The organism is Wenyingzhuangia sp. IMCC45533, from assembly GCF_054111225.1.
Genome location: NZ_CM134197.1, coordinates 327,955 through 349,240 on the forward strand (window position 1 = coordinate 327,955; position 21,286 = coordinate 349,240).

Here is a 21,286-nt window from a genome sequence, read left to right on the forward strand (position 1 = left end):
TTGAGACAAAAGGGAAAATTCTTAAAGAGAATTTTCCCTTTTTTTTATTTTAACTGAACCTAAAATTAAACTATTTGTATATTAGGTAGTCATAATTAACATTACTGATATTAAACATCTATGAAAAAGAAAATATCTCTAATCGTTTTAACACTTGTTCTTGTATCTTTTACATGGGTGAGTAAAACTGATTTTTTAGAAAATTTAACCCAGCAACTCTCAACGTACACAAAAAATCATCCCGAAAAAATATACGTTCATACAGATAAACCGTTTTATTCGGTAGAAGATGATATTTGGTTTTCTACTTATCTAGTGAACGGTGTTACGCACGAAAGAACTGATAAAAGTAGAGTTGTTCACGTAGAACTTTTAGATAGTAAGGACAGTATTGTCGCGTCTAAAAAACTATATGTAAATCATATGGCAGCTTCTGGAGATTTTAAGACCTTTAAGAATTGGAAGCCTGGAAATTATCTGTTACGAGCCTATACGAACTACATGAGAAATGATAAGAATGAAATTTATTTTCAGAAAGAAATTCCTATTCATAGCGTTCAAAAAGACAGTTTGGCTACTACAAACGATAAATCTAATATAGCATCTGCATTAAAAATTCGAGACAAGAATGACAAAATAACGGAAAAACCAGAAATTAAATTTTACCCAGAAGGTGGTTATACTGTTATTAATCAGCCATGCAACGTTGCTTTTGAAGTAAAAAGCAAACAGTACGGAGATATAAAAATTAAAGGGACAATTAAAGATGAATTGGGAAATGAGGTAGTTGATTTTAAAACTACTAGCTTAAACTTAGGTCATTTTTTATATATACCAGAAGCTGATAAATCTTACTTCGCTTGTATAGATATTAATAACAAAGAAGTAAAATATCCTTTACCGAAAGCACTTAGCAAAGGAGCTATATTAACGATAACTAATCAAAGGAATCATCTACTTATCAAAACATCATCTACGGACGAAAGAGGATTACACGGTAATTATTTAATTGCTCATCAGAGAGGAGAGTTGTTATTTAAAAAATTCATCGAAAGTGAAAAAAAGGAGAACATCATTAAACTTCCTTTTAAAGGAATTAAAGATGGTGTAACTCATGTTACCTTATTTAATAAAGAGGGTAATCCTATCGCTGAGAGACTTGTGTTTATAGATAATCCAGAGAATAATTTAAGTCAACAAATAACGCTTTCTAAAAAGAACAACGCAGTCAGAAAAAAAGTGGACGTAAACCTAAGTATCAAAAATTCTTTGGGAAAGAATATCTCGGGTTCGGTTTCCATGGCTGTTAGAGATTTAAAAGCTTATCCTTACAACAATAAAACAGGAAATATTGAAACTTGGTTGTTACTCAATTCAGATTTAAGAGGAGCTATCAGAAATCCTAATTACTTTTTTGAGAAACCCAACGATCCTAGGAGAAAGTATTTGTTAGATTTAGTAATGCTTACTCATGGTTGGAGAAGATTTAGCTGGGCAGAGATTCTAAATATCAACCCTGCACCCACCGAACATCAACCTGAAGTAGGGCTCTTTATTTCTGGTAAAACTAAATATTTAAAGAAGCCGTATACAGAGTTTTCTGCCCCTACGAGATTAACCTTTATGGGTAAAAGTATTAGTCAAGAACCCATCAAACAATCTGATACACTAGGAGCTTTCTCTTACGGACCTTATATCTTTTTTGATTCTATTCCTGTAATTATTGAATCTAGAAAAGACCATTTCAAATCTAAAAAGAGAAAATCTAGAGATGTTGTAATTCTTATCGATCAGGATAAAAATAAAGAGTTGAATTTCTCTAAAGACGTAATATTTAATAAAACAGCGCAAGAAAAAAAATCTTTACAATTGGAAAACTTTGCAAAAGTTACCCAGTATATCAATGAAGAAAAATTTAAGTACAATCAAAGAGTGTTGGAACTTACAGAAATTGAAATTAAAGCAAGAAGAAAAACAGCATTAGAAAAAAGAGCCGAAGAAATGGATCAGTTAACAGACTACGGTTCTCCAATTACTGGGCAGCGACTAGATTTGCTAAACGATTTTACCCAAGCTGCTTCTTTTACTGCTTTTGAAATTATTAGTCAGATGAATGGTGTTATTGCGGGTATCGATACCTTATACTTACGTAGGCAAAACGTCCCTGCACTCGTTTTTATAGACGGTTTAGAAATAGATGCTAGTTTTTTAAACTCTATTAACGGTGACGAAATTTCGTTTATAGATATTCTTGAAGCTGCTGAAGCAACTACTTTTCCGAGAGCTACCGGAGGAGTCATCGCTCTCTACTCTAACTCTGGAAATGTCGGTAGTAGAAACGTTAAAAGAAAACCTGGTATTATAGATTTTCAAGCCAAAGGTTTTTATACTGCCCGAAAATTTTACAGTCCAGATCATATTAACGAATTTGAGTTGATTAACGAAATTGATCTGAGAACTACTCTTTATTGGGAACCACTCATTAGGACAAAGGCCACAGAAGACACCAAATTATCATTCTTTACTAGCGATTTGCGTAGCGATTATTTGATTGAAGTTGAGGGTATTTCTGACGATGGAATTCCTATACATACCTATACAACATTTGTAGTAGAATAAACTCAATCCTCTTGAAATTCAAGAGGATTATTTTTTGTATCGTGCTTTTAACCATTTTATAAATTATAAATTTGCTCCTTAATTTTAAAATAGAGATATGTCTCAAGCAAAAGAAGGAAATATAGTTCAAGTTCATTACACTGGTAAACTAACCAATGATGAAATTTTTGATAGCTCAAAGGAGAGAAGTCAACCTTTAGAATTTACTGTGGGTGGAGGTCAAATGATTCCCGGTTTTGACAATGCAGTTAACGGTATGAATACTGGAGAGAGTAAACAAGTTACAATTGAAGCTAAAGATGCTTACGGTATTAGAAATGAAGAGGCTGTTTTTAAACTACCTAAGACTCAGTTACCAGAAGATTTGGAGCCTCAAGTAGGTATGCAATTAGAAGCAAGCAGAGAAGATGGACAAAAGCAAATGCTATTGATTGTAGGAGTTGAAGAGGATGAGGTAGAATTAGATGCAAATCATCCATTGGCTGGACAAGATTTAATTTTCGACATTGAGTTAGTAGCGGTTAATTAACTAGTTTATCACATATTTAAAAAACTTTTGCCTGTATTCGTACGGACAAAAGTTTTTTACGTTAAACAAACATCGCAGACTCCAGTTACTTCAATATTTACGTCCTCCACAGAGAAATTAGGCAACTTGATGTTTATCTCTTCAAAAGTCTCAACACATTTAACGTCATTGCAAACTGTACATTTAAAATGGAGGTGCTTGTGTATGTGTTTTTCAGAATTACAATGATGCTTGCACATCGCATAATAAACATCATCATTGCTTGTATGTGCTATATGAATAATTCCACTGTCCAACAGAGAGTTCAACGTTCTATACAAGGTAACCCTATCTATTTTACTCAATTTTCTTTGCAATTCGCTTCTAGGAATTGCCGATGATTGGGCGATCACTATGTTTAATAACTCTACCCTTTTAGCGGTAACCTTTAGCCCTCTATCTTTTAGTAATTCTTTAATCTGTGTATGATAACTCATTATTTTAATATTAAAATTTTGCACGTAAGCCCAACACCACACTTCTTCCCCTTTCGTCAGCAAAATAACGCAATCTGTTTAAATAATCTCTGTATCTAATATTTAGCAAATTAGTGGCACTTGCATAATAAAACCACTTTATTTTACCTATGTTTAAGTTGGTCTCTATTTTTGCTCCGATTAACTGGTAAGCTTTTGGGGGAGGCACAAAATCTTGATTGTCATTTAAGTGATTTTGTCTCCATACATATTTGTAGTTCAGTCCAAGATTAGTGTTCGTAAATTTTCCAATCTTACCTAACTGATAATCTATACTTCCAAATAAATTATTCGCTGGCATATTCACTAAAGGAACATTTTCTGACAGATTATTACCTCTCAAAAAGCTATATTTTGTTCCCAACTTTAAATGGTTATTTATTTGATAACTTGTCCCCAAGTCTAACCCAAAAATTTCTGCATTTGTTTGCCTGTAGTTAAATACAGGAAAAGAACCTCTTATAGATACATTTATTTCACCGGAAGGATCTATAAAAATATAATTATCAATGTATTGATAATAAGCCAAAGTTTCAAAAAACCATTTCTGAGCTACTTGCCCCTCCACACCAAACGTAGTTTTGATTCCAACCTCTTTCTGTAAATCTGGATTTCCTATTTCAAAGGAAGCAACTCCTTGATGTAAACCATTACTATACAACTCATTAACATCTGGATTTCGGGAAGTTAAACCTATATTAAAAGCAAAATGTAAATCACTCAAAGTCCTGTACCTCAACCCTGAAGCTACGCTTATATTGTGAAAGTGGTTTTGAAATCTATTTACCTCTTGTGTTCCTCTTACTAAATTAGCCACATCTTGATAACTATAATTATAACGTCCACCAAACTCATGAAGCCATCTCTTTATTTTTTTTGTATAGACGGTAAAAACTCCAACTTGGTGTGATAAGTAATCTGGTATCAAAGGAAATGTACCTGTTTTGGTATTGTTGTTTGTATTATCTGTAAAGGTATATTGTATTCCACTTTTTAAATGCACATCACCTTTATGATACAATCTTTTAAAACTGAGATGATGTGTATTCTGCAATATTTCTAAGGATGGAATTTTTGAACGGCCACTTCTACGTACATCAAACTCTTTCCTCAGATTACTTTGTCCAGCATATTGAAAATCATATTTTAAATATTCATTTTTATCATATCTAGTTTCTAACTTTAATAAATGATGATGAACTTCTTGCCTTGGTGCTTCTAATTCATAAGAAAAATCATCCTCTGTAAAAAAAGGCTCCTGTCTTATAAAAGCATTTTTTAATACTGCTTCTGTACCCGATTGAGCCCCTCTTAAAATACCAATCTCAGTATTAAAACTACTAAAGTAAAGTTTAGATAACCATTTGCTACTCCATTTTTTTCTTAGTTGTAGCGCTATGTTTTTTTCGTTAATACCTGTATTGTTTAAAAAGTAATCGGGGGTTTCTGAATCTCCAGCTTTTTTAAAAGTTCCGTTGACTCTCCAATCTACTATTCTATTGGCCTTTTCTAAGGACAAATTAGCCCCGTGTCCCCTTCCATTAGTTTCGTAGAAAGTATTAGCTATTCCGTGGATATGCGGATCATCCCCAATTTTTTTAGGAGATGCCATCACAACGCTTCCAAGAGAATTTCCTTGATATTCTAAAGCTCCAACTCCCTTAATTAACTTAATGTTTTGGGACATTAATGGGTCTATTTCTGGGCTGTGGTCGTTCCCCCATTGCTGACCGCTCTGTACCACCCCGTTATTTAAAAATATAATTCTACTATTGGTCAAGCCGTGAACTACGGGTTTAGAAATACCACTTCCATTTTTAACAATACTAACTCCTGCTAACCCTTCTAATAATCCTCCTAAATTTTGATGAGCATTTTTATGTATGTCTTTCGCTTTAATTTTTTGTACTGACTGTGTAGTTTTCTCTAGTTTATGACCTTGTAAATGTACTCCATCTAGCATCTCTACATAATGCTCCATAGACACCTCTATAGTTTTCGAACGATCTAAATTCACATAAACTTTTTTATTCTCGCAACCAATATGACTTACATCTATGTGATAGCTTCCTTTACAAAGCTTAGAGAATAAAAACTCTCCTTTGTTGTTGGTTGTAACACCGATGGATAATTCTTCTAAAAAAACATAAACATCTACGATCGGTTGGTTATCTGAACTTTCAGTTACGACACCACTCAATACAAAATTGCATTTTTGTGCCCATAAACTTGAACACAAAAATGCAATTGTAATCGTTAAAAATAAATTTTTCCGCACTATAATTATTTACCTTAATTCTTGAATTAAGTTATTATTTGGATCCAACCCTAAATTAAAATCAACAGTAATATCCGCTTCACCACCTGCATTAGTAATATCATTTTCAGCAACTCCTTCTGCAGATTTGTTAGGTTCGTGAATTAAAATAATTTCTAAATCTCCTCCGGAGTAGGTATCCAATGTTGTTAAAGTTGTAGACAAACCAACTGGCTTTCCCTCACTATCCGTATCGGCATATTCAACCTTTGAACCACTTGGAGGTGTAAAGAAAAATTGATGCTCTAATTTTCCCTCATCGCTAGCAATTTCTTCTGTAATGTCTTCTGCTGGATCTTCCGTTTCATTTAACACTGTAATAACACCATCGTAAGTTATACCTGCGACCAAACTACCATCGGTTATTACTGGTTCAGCCGTTCCTTCTCCATCTGCATCAAAGTACTTTAATTTTACTACAGCACCACCTCCCTGTGGGGTTAATGTATAATTTAAAGTTGTAATTAATTCTGGTTCACTAAATTCCTCAGGATCATCTTTTTTACAAGAGACAATTGCCAATCCTAAAAATGCCGATAAAAATAAATGTTTTAATTTCATATTAAATAGTTTTTGTTTGATGCTGCAAATATAACAACTAAAACAACAAACGCAACAATGTTGCATTTATATTTTTCATAAAATGTTATCTTCATCAAAAAATAACTCGCATGAATCAGAAATACTACACATTGTTCGTACTATTCATCACTTTAAATTTGGTAAGCCAAAACAACATGAAATTTTACATAGGAACCTATACAAACAACGATTTTTCTACTAGCGACGGAATTTATCAATCTGAAATTGACAGCAACGGCTTGTTGTCAGAAATTACTTTAGCAGCCAAAACGGAAAACCCCTCGTATTTAACAAAAACGGAGGATAATAAGTATCTTATAGCTACCAATACTCAAACTGAGGGCACGATTACAAGTTTTAGAATAAGTGATGATAAACTCACAAAAATCAATCATAGTGCTGTGGAACAAAACCCTTGCTTTATCACTTATAAAAAACCTTTTGTACTTACTGCCAATTACAAAAGCGGAAGCATCAATCTACACAAGATTAATCAAGAAGGTCTTTTATCAAAAAAATTAGATACCCATAAGCATTTTGTATCTATTCCTAGTTTGCATAAAAGACAAAGAGCAGCTTTTGCTCATTCCTGTTATTTTGAACCCAACTCCAATAATATATTAAGTGTAGATTTAGGAGCTAATAAAATAATGTTTTGGACTATTAATTCAGAAGAAAACAAATTAATTCTCAATAGTTTTAGCCAGTTAGAATTGCCTCTGGAAAGCGGACCAAGATTGATCACTTTTCATCCAACATTGCCTGTACTTTATGTGATTAATGAGTTGAGTGCAACCATATCCGTTATTAAAAAAAATACTGATAGCAACACTTACAGTATAACGGATACGATTGAAACCTTACCCAGCAATTTCAAAGAACATAATACGGCAGCGCATATAGAAATTACCAAAGATGGTAAGTTTCTTTACATAAGCAATAGAGGGCACGACAGCATTGGTGTTTTTAAAGTAAATAATGATGGTATGCTATGCTTTGTAGAAAGAGTAAGTGTACACGGAAAACATCCAAGGAATTTTTCATTATCTTCGAATAATCATTTTTTGGTGGTTGCTAATAGAGATACCAATAACATTTGCTCGTTTAAAAGAAATCCAAAAAGTGGTAAACTTGTTTATGTTGATGAAATAAAAGCTCCCAGAGCGACTTGCATTTTGTTTTAAATTAACTACTCAAATTTATTAAGAATTAGTCAATGTTATACCATCCGGACTATCTAAAACAACTGTTTTATTATCATCTCCATCAACACTCACTTTATTAATCCATGAGTTGCCAATTTTGCAATTGCAATAAACTACAGCACCTGTATAAGTACCAATACCAGCCACATTATTAACACTTATCTCTGATATATCATTGTCCACATACCCTTTTGCATAACCCTTATATATTTTCACTAAAGCATCTCTTGTTTGCGGTTTCGTTTCTTGTACGTTATCTATCAAAACTCTTTTGTTGACATTTCCCCCGTTGGCACACACTATGACGGCATGATAAGCTCCTGATTTCTTGATATTCTTAATTTGCACATCATGGATGCCTAGTACCTCTGGTGTTGCTCCTTTTAACAAAGCACTTGCTGGCTCTATCGGAAACAAAATTTGTTGATTTTTTCCTGCAGGATAATTTAATACAATCGGCATTGAAGTTAATGCAACTAAGTCATCTGACGTATCTCCTTTTATGTTATATATAAATCCATTGTTAGATCCATGTCTAATGTCTATTCCATCTCCATTTTTCACGTTGGAGTTTATTTCTATATCATGAATTTTAAAGTTCGAACATTTGTCTAAAGAAATACACCAACATCTAGTTTTTGAAAAATTCAATCCAGATACTTCTATATTGTTGGCATTAGAAAATGATACTTGTAAAGTTCTAAAGCCATAATAGTCACCTACGGCTTCTTGAGTTTCTTTTAACCCTGGATTGTATATTTTAAAATTTTCATCGGGACCTATAACTTGTGCATCATTAATTCCTAAAATTTTTACATTTTCTAATAATGAAACTGATAATGGAAGACCGTTGGGATTTTCAGGGTCTATTTCTAAATTGTCTCCTCTAAAAACATTATCAAAAGTGAAATCTTTTTGTTTGATGGTAATCCCGTCAATAATGATGACAGTATTACTAGGGATTAATATTGCTTCATCAATATTCCAAGTAATAGTATCAAATACTAAAACTCTATTTAATAAATATTTTGAAAACTGTAAAGCTTCGCTTATGATCTGAGAATGCGTTTTATTAGCATCAAAAAAATCATATACTTTTATAGTTGTGGAAGACTCATATAAAATTTCATTTACCTGTTCCTTTAATAAAGCTACGTTTTTATCGCATCTCCCAATATCGTCTGTGTTGGCTAATACAGTATTAACAGGATTTTTAATAATTCTAAAATCACCATTAAGATTCATGTCTAATAAAGTTTCTACTTTTATTCTTCCTCTTATAAAGTAAGTGCCTTCTGGTATAACAAAACAATCTATTTCAATGTCTTCAAAGCCGATATAATTTTTATCTGATGAATATTTAAAATATCTCATTTTTTGAGTGGGATCTAACTTTTGAGAATAGTAGTTAGTTAACAAAACATCTCCTTGATTAACCGACTGTAAGGCAGTTACTACATTACTTACATTTCCTTTTTTTACTAATTTTCCATTATTTTCGTCAACAATAGCGTTATCTATTTTAGATGCCAAATTGTCTATTTTTTGTAACGAGTTGTTCAACTCTATTAAATTGTAATTTAAACTTTCTCTCATTATTTTTTATTTGTTAATGTATATTTACTCATCCTCAAACTTCAACTCGCTCATCATATCAAATCTTTTGTTTTTGAGCTTAGCGTAATTATAGCCTTGCTGCCACCACTCTGTCATTAATTCTTTATCAAAAACTAACGAATTGGTGGTTAAAATTGTAGGAGTATAATACAAGTTTAATTGTGCCTCACCGTAGTGCGAAGCTAGTTTTCCGATAGATATGTTGTGCTTACGTACTTGCTCTAAAGTAAACTCCAAAACATCAGATATTAACGAAAATGGATTTTTTGCGGGTATATTTGCTACCATTCTAACTTCAGTATCTAAAATAACTACATCAACCTCGGTAGCCCCTCGGTTGATAGCTTCTTTAATGGGCACCAAAGCTCCAAATCCTCCGTCTGCATACTGAAAATTATCCTTCTCGTACAAACTCATAAAAGGCACGTAATTACAAGATGCCCATATCCAATCACAAAATTCTTTTCTATTAAAATCAGCTACTGCCTTATACTCCACTTTTCCCTCCGTTAGATTAGAAACCGTTACCACAATATCCTTATTAGTCGCTTTTAATTCCTTATAAAACTCTTCATCAATTGTACTGTGAATTAACTTTCTCAAATTCTTACTCTCTCCAAAAGTTTTTCTTTTTCTAATCAAATTCCACAAAACTTTTAAGTGATTGATGGAGATAGTTTTAGCCCCCCTTTTTCCTTTTATGATAAATGGAGAGTTGCTAAAAATGGTGCTTTGACTCACATTGGTATACAATTCTTTAAGCATTTTAACTCTACCCAAGGCCAGATGAGAAATCATTAAACTACCTGTAGAAGTACCCACAAGAATATCGTATTCTTTTTTTTGTTTAGTTAGTAAATACTCAACCACACCACCTGCAAAAGCACCTTTACTACCTCCCCCAGAAATTACCAATGCCCTCATAACTGATCTGTTATAATTCTTCAATTAAAAATTTAAACTTACTTTCGCTTTTACTTAAAGATACGCTTTTAAACTAAAAAAAATGAATTTTAAACTTCTTTACCTTCCTTTTTATGTTCTATCTCTTTGTCTGTTGTCTTGCAAAAAAAAACAGGATTTAAGTACATTGCTCGGTGTTGATAAAAAAATTGAATTTGACCATGCTAAAGTCATCCGAGATGTAAAAAACAATTACGAAATTAAGATAGGTGACCATTGGAAACGAGAACTTTATTTTGATGACTATCAGTCAAGAATTTATGCAGCTGATACAACGCGTAACTACTCTAATTCTTTTATTATTGATGTTACACGATTTAAAGGTAAAATTATTCTTGAGGATGCTTTTAGAAATGAACTGAAGTCCAAAATTGAAAAAAAAGCAAGAAATTATATCATTAGTGAGGGTTACTCAAAATACAAAGATCTCCCTGCTTATTATATATTCAGCTTTAAAAAACAATCCGAACAAGAAATTTATACTTTAGACTATTATATTGCCGAAGAGGACAGCTATTACTTGCTCAAATCTACCATTAATACGAGCAAAAACTTATCTAATAGTTTGAGTGAGAGCCTTGCTATTTTTAATTCTATTACCTTTCTATAAAACAATTGCTTACTTCTATTTTTTAATATTCTTATATTTCTTAAACCTTTTGCTGCTTATCGAGTCAAACTATAGTCAAATGTGAATCATTTTTATTCACTGCAATAAATTGTAGCTCATGAAAACTTTCTTCTGTTTTTTCTATCTGTTTTTTAATATTTTATTTACCACACAAGCATCCAGCAAAAATATTTCTAAAGGTGCTTACAGCATAGAAACAGGCATGACCATACTCAAGGTACGTACCGCTAAAAATAAGACAAAAAAGTATATAGTAGCTGCCTCTTATGAAGGAACTATTCTAGGTTACGAATACAACGGGAAACAACTTTGGAAGAATCCCTTATCTGGATTTATGGTTCATGATTTGTGGTGTGATGACATCAATAATGATGGTAAGGACGAAATTTTGGTTGCTAATGCAGATGGTGCTGTGTACTGCCTAAACAGCAAGGGAAACTTGTTATGGAAGCAACAAATCAGCCAAATTCCAATGTATACGGTCACAACGATTAAAAAAGACAACATTTCTTACGTTGTTTGTGGTGGTTTTGACTTAAACATCTACTACTTAGATGCAAATAACGGTAAAATCGTAAAAGAAATACCTTCTGCGACCTACTCGTTACAAAAGCCATGGAATTGGGCAAAATCTAATTATTTACCTCCTAACAATAGGCACTACGCAAATTTCTTAAGAACCATTACAACCCCTGATGGAAAACCTGTTTTGGTATTGCATGGTAATGATAATCATATGCAAAATTTTGGATACCTCTACTTTTTTAATGCTTTGGAAAGTAAACCCTTTAAAAGTGTTGAAATTAAAGCTCTTAAAAAGACCTCCAGAACCCCTATTGGAGAGCTTAGATTTGCCTATCACAACAATCAGCTAGAAATAATCTTAGGAAATTCTTGTCATCAATCCGATGCTGCTTTTTTTAGCTATAAATTAGATTTTCCACTAGAAAACGCTCAAGTCACCAACAACTTTCACCCAATAAAAAACCTTGGATTTGGATATGTAGTGACTCAAACAGAATTAATTAAAGACCAAGGAGTTTCCAAATATCTTAGTAGAGTCGGTAGAACTCTGGTACTAATTAATGAAAACCTCGATATAGCATCTGAAGAGAGATTTACTTCCAAATACTCGTACTACGATATGTGGAAAGATGGGGAGAACATTATAATGGGAAGTGTTCAAAGTGGCGGTAGTGCTATTCACATCCTCAATACAAATCACCCAAATTGGAAGACTGCCTATACTCAGATTCCTCCATCAAAAAAAATTGAAGCTATTCTTAGGAATACAGACCTTGTTCGCAGTCAAATTGAGACTTACAAAAAGCCTGAAGAAGAGCGTAGTCCTAGAGAAGTTTACTTTATGACCGAAGACTTAAAGAGTCCAATCGCTCAAACCGTATCTAGTTACATTTCTGAAAATTATAATAGCCCTGTCTTTTTAAACAGCAAATGGATGAAACACGTTGAACAGTGGGATCGTTCTACTATGGACAATAAAAAATATCAAAAAAAGAGAGATAGACGAAAAAAATATGATTGGACACAGGAACAATGCTTAAACTTTATTAGCAAACTGTACGCAAAAGACAGTAAAGGAGCTGCCTATTGGGGAGGTCACGGTAACGATCCTTACATGTTCCAACTCTCTACTACCAAAAAAGCGTTGGATAATGCCAACGGCAAAAAAACCGTTCTCATTTACCCCGAGTTAGAAGACCACACAGAAAATATGGAATTTGTTCTGGATGATCTTCTTTATCCATTACTCGATTACTCGAAACTAAGAAACGGACATATTTTTTTGCGCACTAAACACAGCTTTTGGCAAGGAAATATTTACTTACCTATGTGGGAAAAGGTTTTAGATGGCAATTACGCAAATGTTTTTGTTCCCGCTATGGAAGAAACGACTGATAAAGCGATGGATATAAGTATTGCAGGAAGAACAGGACTTTGGGCAAGTGGTGTTGTGAACAACTGGGGAACTCGTGCTATAAACGACAATGCCAGTTTCGATCGTTCTAGACAATTTAGCAACCAACGTTTACCTAATCATTTTTTGCGCCAACTTATTTATCACTTAGCCAACGGAGCTACTTACGTAAATAATTTAGCTACGGATAATGAGTACATGAGTGTTTTGTGGAACTTAATTGCTAAAGGAGCTTTATTTGTACCCAAACCTCACGAAGTCCTAAGCTACTCCCCAGTACATATTGGAATGAAAGTGCCAGACGAACATTATATGAATGAATCCAGTAATTTAAAATGGTCTACTTATTACGATAAAGAGTTTGAAAACAATAATCCCTTTGCTTTTAGTAGAAATAACGCTACGTACATGGCAGCCCAAAATACTGCATGGGATTTTTCTAGTATTGCGAGTGGTACCAAAGATCGTCGTCAAAACTTTTTACCTAAATATCCCAATGGACTTGTACTTATCACTCCTCCCCAGCAGGGGGTTTTTGCAAAAAATGAGGTATCTCGTGGCAAGTTGGTCAATCATCTGCATCCATTATACAAAGGTATCACAAAAGGATACGTTACGGATGGTCGCTATTATTTTTCGGAAGATGGTACTCAAAAATTTACTGCTGATACTTATGCAAAAGTAATCAAAGATGACATTGAACAACTGTCTAAAAAACTACCTATCAAAGTAGAAGGAGAAGTAGCGTGGGTAGTTGCGCAAACCTCTCCTAAACACCTAAGAATAACTATTATAGATGGAGGTTACTTAAATCCAAGTAAAAAATTAGCCACTGTAAAAATACAAACTTCTAAAGCTGTTAAAATGATAGATATTTTAGACAAAACTGAGTTTGACATCTCAAATCCAAGCAACGTGTCTATAAGTATACCTTGTGGGGGTTTTCGTTTTATAGATGTAGCCTTAAGCGAACCTTTGGTTCCATAGTATTTCTTTAGATCACATCAAGAAAAAATTTAATATCTATCTGTTCTGTACAATCTAACGCTAAACAAGTCTTAAACAAATAAAACATATTCAGTTTATTTTGCTTATTCGCTATCTAGTTTTGTAAACACTTAACTATTTTTGCATAAAATTGTTACCAACCATGCAACCTATTTTAGATAGATTTATCAAATACGTTACTGTAGACACGCAGTCTAATCCTAACAACCCTGCTTTTCCTAGTACTGAAAAGCAATGGAATTTAGCTCGTATGTTAGAAGATGAGCTTAAAGAAATAGGTTTAAGTGATGTATATCTTGATGAAAATTGTTATCTAACTGCCACGCTACCTAGTAATGTTGATGCAGAAGTTCCTGTCATTGGTTTTATAGCACATATAGATACGAGTCCTGATTTTAGCGGAAAGAACGTAAAACCTCAAGTTCATTACAACTACGACGGTAAAGATGTTACGCTCAATTCTGAAAAAAATATTGTATTAGATGCTAACTATTTTGATGATATTCAACAGTACAAAGGTCAAACCATCATCACCACAGATGGAACTACACTCTTAGGTGCCGATGACAAAGCAGGTGTTACAGAAATTGTAACGGCCATGGAATATTTGGTGCAACATCCAGAAATTAAACACGGTACGATTAGAATTTGTTTCACGCCAGATGAGGAAGTTGGTAAAGGAGCACATAAATTTAACGTAGAAGCGTTTGGTGCACAATGGGCTTACACAATGGATGGTAGTCAAGTTGGAGAGTTAGAATACGAAAACTTTAACGCAGCAAGTGCTGTTGTTACGGTTCAAGGTAAGAACGTACACCCGGGCTACGCAAAAAATAAAATGGTGAATGCTATTTTGGTTGCTCAAGAGTTTATCAACAGCTTACCTGCTGATGAAGTTCCAGAGAAAACAGCGGGTTATGATGGGTTTTATCATCTACACGATATACATGGAGACGTGGAGAACACAACGCTGGAATATATTGTAAGAGATCATGATTTAGAAAAGTTTGAGGAACGCAAAAAAACAATAAAGTCTTTAGTATCTTCGCTCAACAAAAAACACGATTCTGCTATTTTTTCAGTCGAGATTAAGGATCAGTATTTTAATATGAAAGATAAAATAGCTCCTGTAATGCATATTGTAGATATTGCTGCAGAAGCTATGGAAAAAGAAAATATAAAACCTTTAATGAAAGCCATTAGAGGAGGTACAGATGGTTCTCAATTATCGTTTATGGGGTTGCCATGTCCAAACATTTTTGCTGGAGGACACAACTTTCACGGTAAGTATGAGTACGTACCTTTAGAGTCTATAGACAAAGCCATAAGAGTAATTATAAACATTGCTGAAATTACAGCAAACAAGTATCTATAAACCATGGATAATCAATTTTTAGTTTCGTTAACAGAAAAATACGGAAGCCCATTGTATGTATACAATGCGAGTGTTATTGAGAATCAATACACTAGAATGATGAATGCTTTTTCATCGGTTAAAAACGTAAAATTAAATTACGCAGTAAAATCTAACACCAACTTAAATGTTTTAAAGGTATTAAAAAACTTAGGTTCTGGTTCCGACTGTGTTTCTGTGCAAGAAATAAAGCTTTGTTTGGCTGCTGGTTTTAACGTTAAAGATATTTCTTACACCCCTAACGGAGTTTCTTTTGAAGAAATTGCAGAAGCAAAAGAATTAGGAGTTAAAATTACTTTGGACAACTTATCTATATTGGAAAAATTTGGAAATGCCTTTCCAGGTGCTCCAGTATCCTTGAGAATCAATCCGCATATTATGGCGGGAGGAAATGCTAAAATTTCTGTAGGACACATAGATTCTAAATTTGGTATTTCAGTAAATCAAGTAAATCAAATAAAAGCGGTACTCGCTAAAACAGGTACTCCTATTAACGGAGTACATATGCACACGGGTTCTGATATTTCTGATGCGAATGCCTTTGTTCAAGCAATGGAAGTATTATTAGGTGTTGCCGAACAGTTTGATACTATCGAATTTGTTGATTTAGGTAGCGGATTCAAAGTCCCTTATAAAGACGGAGATTACGCTACAGATTTGGAGGAATTAGGAAAAGTTTTAGGAGCTAGTTTTAATGCCTTTTGTGCTAAATATGGTAAAGAATTAAACTTAATTTTTGAACCGGGTAAATTTTTAGTTTCAGAGTCTGGAAGCTTTTTAGCAAAAGTAAACGTAATTAAACAAACTCCTAATATTACATTTGCAGGAATAGATAGTGGTTTAAATCATTTGATTAGACCTATGATGTACGACTCTTATCATAAAGTAAGAAACGTATCCAATCCAAACGGTCCTAAAAAAAAGTACAATGTAGTAGGATATATTTGTGAGACAGATACTTTTGCGAGCAATAGAGATATTAGCGAAATTAGCGAAGGAGATATTTTGAGTATAGAAAATGCGGGAGCATACTGCTTTTCTATGGCCTCTAATTACAACTCTCGTTACAGACCTGCGGAGGTTTTAATTGTTGATGGTAAAGACTATCTGATAAGAGAAAGAGAAACTTTCGAAGATATTTTAAAAGGTCAAATATTGATTGATACACTATAAAACAAAAACGCTAATCTTATAAGATTAGCGTTTTTTGTTTAATTTGTACTACGTAATTCCAAGATAAAAATGTCCATTAAATGCGTAGAACAATAAATATTAACAAGCACAATTAGAACAATGTCTACCATTTTCAATTTTAGTATTGCTTGCGGAATAGGAATTATCATTTTTATGCTCATTCCCTTGTTTAAAACTAAAAAGAAAACTATTCAAGACAAGTTACTCATTAGCATTCTGGTTGTAATTTTCAACTTCTTAGCTATTGTGTACACCAATACTAACGATTTAACAATTTTAACTTTATTCTTTTTGGTTTTTACGGACCCTATCGAGTTTATTTTGGGACCGTTAATCTATGTGTACGTAAAATCTCTCATCAGCAATCCTGATAAAATCGTAAAGAAGTATCTAAAGCATTTTGTACCTGCAGTTGTCTATCTTTTGGTCATTACTTTACCTAAAATATTGAGTTATTTAAAAGGAAATTATCTTTTTGATTATGTAGCCTTTGTAGACAACGAAAATGAAAAAATACTCCCTGTTTTGTTTATGTTGTATTTGAACATCTATATTTTATTATCATTAAAATCTTTTACTCAATATCAATCCCAATTAAAAAATCAATTTTCTACCATACATAAACATAAAAGCATATGGATTAAAAGAATGCTTACAGGTATTTTGGTAGTATGCTTTATAGATTTACTTATGATGATTGGTAATTTAGTTTTTAACTTTAAAATAGATATTTCTGAATTTGCAACTCCCTTGGCTTCAGTTATTTTGGTTTATTATTTGGGATATAATGCGATCAATAAAACCAAATTATTGATTCCTTATGATGAGCAAACCGAGAATATTGCCACAAAAAATGCAACTCATCAAACGATTACATTTGGGGAATCAGAAATTAATAAATACAAAAAGCTCATCCATCAATATTTAGAAATAGAGCAATTGTATTTAAATGAAGATTTAAACTTGTTACTCCTCTCCAAAAAAATTGGTATGAGCGATAAAAAATTATCGGCTTATATCAATCACGTTTTAAATACTACTTTCTATGATTTAATAAATCACTACAGAATAAATGCTATTAAACAAAAATTGAGCAATCCTAGGTGTAATGATATGACCATTATTGCGATTGCTAACGATTGTGGTTTCAAGTCTAAAACAACCTTTAACAGAATTTTTAAAAAAGAAACTGGAATGCTACCTTCTGTTTACAAAAAAACTTATCAAAAATCGTTACAAATGAGTACCGTTGCTTCTATTGAAACTTTTGATACCGAAGAAAACTCTTAATTTGTGCTAAAATCAAAATAAAATGATGAACCTAAAGAAATTATTACTAATGTTTTTTGTAGGCAACATTTGCTTAAGTTTTGCCCAAGAAAAACATACAATAACGGGAGTCGTTAAAGATGCCAACTCTGGGGAAACTTTGATTGGGGTAAGCGTGGTCGAAAAAAATTCACGTCAAGGAACAGTAAGTAACGAATATGGTTTTTATTCATTTACGTTAGATAAAGGTGACCACGATTTAGAATTTTCCTATTTGGGTTACAACAATTTTAACAAAAGTCTAAAACTGACTAAAAACACCACTTTAAACATCAATTTAAAAGAAAGCACCGAAAGTTTAGATGAATTGGTCATTTCAGCGTACACTGAAAAAATCAGTATCAAAAAAGCAGAAATGAGTGTCAATAAAATGGAGGTAAAAACCATTAAAGAAATTCCTGCTATTTTGGGAGAAGTGGATGTCATCAAATCCATCACTACGCTTCCTGGTGTAACTACCGCTGGTGAGGGACAATCTGGCTTTAATGTCCGTGGAGGTGCTGCCGATCAAAATTTAGTTTTGTTAGACGAAGCTACGTTGTACAACACCTCTCACCTATTTGGTTTGTTTTCTGTAATCAATGCAGATGCCATCAAAGACCTAAAATTATACAAAGGAGGAACTCCTGCAAAATATGGAGGTAGAATATCATCGGTGTTAGATGTTCGCCAAAAAGACGGAAATAAATATGATTTTCATGCGAATGGAGGAATTGGTTTAATTTCATCGAGACTAACATTAGAGGGGCCTATCGTAAAGGAAAAGGTTTCCTTTTTTTTAAGCGGAAGAAGATCTTATGCCGATTTGTTTATCCCTTTAATACAACCCGATAATGAGAATACTGCTTATTTTTATGATTTAAACACCAAAATAAACTGGGAAGTAGATGAGAATAATAAGTTATTTTTATCAGGCTATTTTGGAAGAGATATTTTTTCTTTATCGGAATCTTTTGTTAATACTTATGGAAATTCTGTTGCCAATTTGAGGTGGAATCACGTGTTTAACAGCCAGCTGTTTTCTAATTTATCTATGATTTATAGCAATTATTATTATGGACTAGAACTAGACCCTGTTGGATTTGAGTGGAATTCAGGTTTACAAAATATTGATATTAAATACGATTTTACCAAATACTTTAACGACAACATTGCGATTAACTTTGGTGCAAACAGTATTTTTTACGAATTCAATCCCGGAAAAATAGAGCCTAATAAAGAAGATAGTGGAATTAGCGAAAATCAAATTCCAAAGAAATATGCCATCGAATCTGGCTTGTATATTGACGTGGAACATAGATTAAATGATAAAATTGATTTGAGATATGGTGTACGACTTTCTAACTTTGCCCGTTTAGGAGAGCAAAATGTAAATACTTACGAAAGTTCTCCTGTAGTTTATGATGAAGATGCTCAAATATACGAATCTGCAGACCCCATAGGCCAACGAGACATTAGCATTCGTGAGATACAGAAAAATTACTTTAATTTAGAACCTAGATTCTCTATCGCTTATGCTTTTACAGATGATAGTTCTTTTAAGGCGAGCTATCAAAGAATGGCTCAATATTTACATGTCATATCCAACGCTCAATCCCCTTCTCCTCTAGATATTTGGACTCCTAGTGGGAAGCATATCAAACCCCAATTATCAGATCAAATTGCTTTTGGTTACAATAAAGACTTTAACGGAAAGTATAGTTTAACTGCTGAGGTTTTTGGTAAAACAGTAGACAACCGTATTGACTATATAGACGGAGCTAACTTGGTTGCACAAGAGTACATAGAAACTATTATTTTAGCTGGGGAAGCTAGGGCCTATGGATTAGAGCTTATGTTAAAAAAGGAAACGGGCAAATTTGATGGTTGGATTAGTTATACCTTGTCAAAATCTGAACAACGGGCACAAGGGAGAACTCCTGTAGAAACAGGAATTAATAATGGTGATTGGTACGATACCCCTTATAACAAAACCCACGATATATCCGTATTGTTAAACTACAAAGCCTCTAAAAAATGGAAGTTTAACACCAATTTTTCTTTTCAATCTGGTCAGCCAGTTACCTATCCTACAGGGAATTATCAGTTTAGAGGAAGAACTATTCCTACTTTTGGACCGAGAAATACATTTAACCTTCCTGCTTACCATAGATTGGATGTGGCCGCAACATACAAACCCAAGCGTTATGAGAATAAAAAGTTTAAAGGAGAGTGGGTATTTAGCATTTACAATATTTACAACAGACAAAATTGGTCCTCTGTAATTTTTGGACAAGATTCTGATACAGGTAGAAATACCTCTGAAAGACTTTCCATATTTGGAGCGTTGCCTTCTGTTACTTTTAATTTTAAATTTTAAGACCATGAAAAATTATATATATATCGCCATTGTATCATTATTTATCACTTCTTGCACGGAAGAGGTTTTTATTGATGAACTTTTAAACGCTGAAAGCAGAATTAGTATAGAAGCTAATATTGATATTGATAAAAACGATGTCATTGCATCAGAAAAACAAAGTATTACTCTTTCTAAGACTGCCGACTTTTACAGCCAAGATTACGAACCTATTTTGGGAGCAACTATCGCGGTTACAGATAAAGATGGAAACAGCTTAGGTACTTTCTTAGACGACAACCCCGCAGATACCGAAGATGGTATTGATGGTATCTACACGGCCTTAGATTTTGATGCTGCCAATATTCAAGTTGGAGAAGCTTACTTTTTATCTGTTACCATTGACGGAGAAACCTATAAAGCTCAAGACACATATAATAGTGTTGTAGACATAGGAGAGATTAGCTCAAAAGAAGCTGAGTTTATTGATGATGATGCGATTGAAATACGTATTGATATAGAAAATGAAATTGGCATAGATAACTTTTTCTTAATTGAAAGTAAAGAAATTAAAAAAGACCCAAGTATTTCTATCAATTTACCCGATTTAGATGTTTTTGATGACGAATTTTACTCGGAAATACCTGGCGAAAACATTATTAATATTCCTGGCTTTGTTGAAGAGGCTTCAACCGTACAACAAATAGATTTTACACTGTATGGAGTTAGTCAAAAGCATTATAATTTTTTGAACAAAATATTAACTCAAATTGATAGTGGTGGTGGACCGTTTTCAACGGCTCCTGCGCTGATTAGAGGAAATATTATCAATGAAACCAATCAAGAAAATTTTGTGTTAGGATATTTTTCTATCAATCAATTCACAACAAAAAGTTTTACCATACCAGAGTAGATCAGCGTTACTCCTATAGTATGCTGCATCTTGATAATTACGTTTTTAACAGCCTTTTTCATGGTAAATCCCTATTTTAGAGGCAAAATTTTATCCATGAAATTTGTTGTCATTTTCGTTTGTCCAAAAAAAGATGTTTTTCAAAACTTTACAGAACAAACATTACAATAGAA

At 33.2% G+C, this 21,286-nt stretch carries 15 protein-coding genes; 10 read left to right on the forward strand and 5 right to left on the reverse strand.

What is annotated here, in order from left to right:
- Positions 1-120: 120 nt before the first annotated feature.
- A complete protein-coding gene (locus ACXGQW_RS01455; RefSeq protein WP_457823336.1) occupies positions 121-2,619 on the forward strand; it encodes a hypothetical protein in 2,499 nt (832 codons plus the stop codon).
- A gap of 97 nt (positions 2,620-2,716) precedes the next feature.
- Positions 2,717-3,148 carry an FKBP-type peptidyl-prolyl cis-trans isomerase gene (locus ACXGQW_RS01460; RefSeq protein ID WP_457823337.1) on the forward strand — a complete coding sequence of 144 codons (432 nt, stop codon included), beginning with the start codon at positions 2,717-2,719 and terminating at the stop codon, positions 3,146-3,148.
- 56 nt (positions 3,149-3,204) lie between these two features.
- Here ACXGQW_RS01460 and ACXGQW_RS01465 read toward each other — a convergent pair whose 3' ends face one another.
- From ACXGQW_RS01465 to ACXGQW_RS01475, 3 genes are read right to left on the reverse strand one after another with little or no spacing between them, the layout of a single operon-like run.
- A complete protein-coding gene (locus tag ACXGQW_RS01465) occupies positions 3,205-3,624 on the reverse strand; it encodes a Fur family transcriptional regulator (RefSeq protein ID WP_457823338.1) in 420 nt (139 codons plus the stop codon).
- Positions 3,625-3,634: 10 nt separating this feature from the next.
- Positions 3,635-5,902: a TonB-dependent receptor gene (locus ACXGQW_RS01470; protein ID WP_457823339.1), complete on the reverse strand. Its 2,268-nt coding sequence runs from the start codon at positions 5,900-5,902 to the stop codon at positions 3,635-3,637.
- 48 nt (positions 5,903-5,950) lie between these two features.
- Positions 5,951-6,541, reverse strand: coding sequence for a type 1 periplasmic binding fold superfamily protein (locus ACXGQW_RS01475; protein WP_457823340.1), 591 nt, complete (start codon positions 6,539-6,541; stop codon positions 5,951-5,953).
- Positions 6,542-6,651: 110 nt separating this feature from the next.
- On the opposite strand from ACXGQW_RS01475, the gene ACXGQW_RS01480 reads away from it, so the two are divergent.
- On the forward strand, positions 6,652-7,746 hold the full coding sequence (locus tag ACXGQW_RS01480) for a lactonase family protein (protein WP_457823341.1): 1,095 nt from the start codon (positions 6,652-6,654) through the stop codon (positions 7,744-7,746).
- 18 nt (positions 7,747-7,764) lie between these two features.
- Here the strand turns inward: ACXGQW_RS01480 and ACXGQW_RS01485 are convergent, their stop codons facing one another.
- Entirely contained in the window at positions 7,765-9,363 is a 1,599-nt protein-coding gene (locus ACXGQW_RS01485) for a glycosyl hydrolase family 28 protein (RefSeq protein WP_457823342.1), read from the reverse strand.
- A 24-nt stretch (positions 9,364-9,387) separates the two neighbouring features.
- Positions 9,388-10,308, reverse strand: coding sequence for a patatin-like phospholipase family protein (locus tag ACXGQW_RS01490; protein WP_457823343.1), 921 nt, complete (start codon positions 10,306-10,308; stop codon positions 9,388-9,390).
- Positions 10,309-10,390: 82 nt separating this feature from the next.
- Between ACXGQW_RS01490 and ACXGQW_RS01495 the strand changes: the two genes are divergently transcribed.
- The 7 genes from ACXGQW_RS01495 (at position 10,391) to ACXGQW_RS01525 (ending at position 21,113) form a co-directional block, all read left to right on the forward strand.
- Positions 10,391-10,957 carry a hypothetical protein gene (locus ACXGQW_RS01495; protein ID WP_457823344.1) on the forward strand — a complete coding sequence of 189 codons (567 nt, stop codon included), beginning with the start codon at positions 10,391-10,393 and terminating at the stop codon, positions 10,955-10,957.
- A 118-nt stretch (positions 10,958-11,075) separates the two neighbouring features.
- Positions 11,076-13,904: an outer membrane protein assembly factor BamB family protein gene (locus tag ACXGQW_RS01500; RefSeq protein ID WP_457823345.1), complete on the forward strand. Its 2,829-nt coding sequence runs from the start codon at positions 11,076-11,078 to the stop codon at positions 13,902-13,904.
- A gap of 163 nt (positions 13,905-14,067) precedes the next feature.
- A complete protein-coding gene (gene pepT, locus ACXGQW_RS01505; protein ID WP_457823346.1) occupies positions 14,068-15,300 on the forward strand; it encodes a peptidase T in 1,233 nt (410 codons plus the stop codon).
- A 3-nt stretch (positions 15,301-15,303) separates the two neighbouring features.
- Complete coding sequence (gene lysA / locus ACXGQW_RS01510; protein ID WP_457823347.1) at positions 15,304-16,512, forward strand: diaminopimelate decarboxylase; 1,209 nt, start codon at positions 15,304-15,306, stop codon at positions 16,510-16,512.
- A 120-nt stretch (positions 16,513-16,632) separates the two neighbouring features.
- Positions 16,633-17,823, forward strand: a complete 1,191-nt coding sequence (locus ACXGQW_RS01515) for a helix-turn-helix domain-containing protein (RefSeq protein WP_457823348.1) — start codon at positions 16,633-16,635, stop codon at positions 17,821-17,823.
- 22 nt (positions 17,824-17,845) lie between these two features.
- Positions 17,846-20,221: a TonB-dependent receptor gene (locus ACXGQW_RS01520; RefSeq protein ID WP_457823349.1), complete on the forward strand. Its 2,376-nt coding sequence runs from the start codon at positions 17,846-17,848 to the stop codon at positions 20,219-20,221.
- Between the two features lie 4 nt (positions 20,222-20,225).
- Positions 20,226-21,113: a hypothetical protein gene (locus ACXGQW_RS01525; protein WP_457823350.1), complete on the forward strand. Its 888-nt coding sequence runs from the start codon at positions 20,226-20,228 to the stop codon at positions 21,111-21,113.
- Positions 21,114-21,286: the final 173 nt, after the last annotated feature.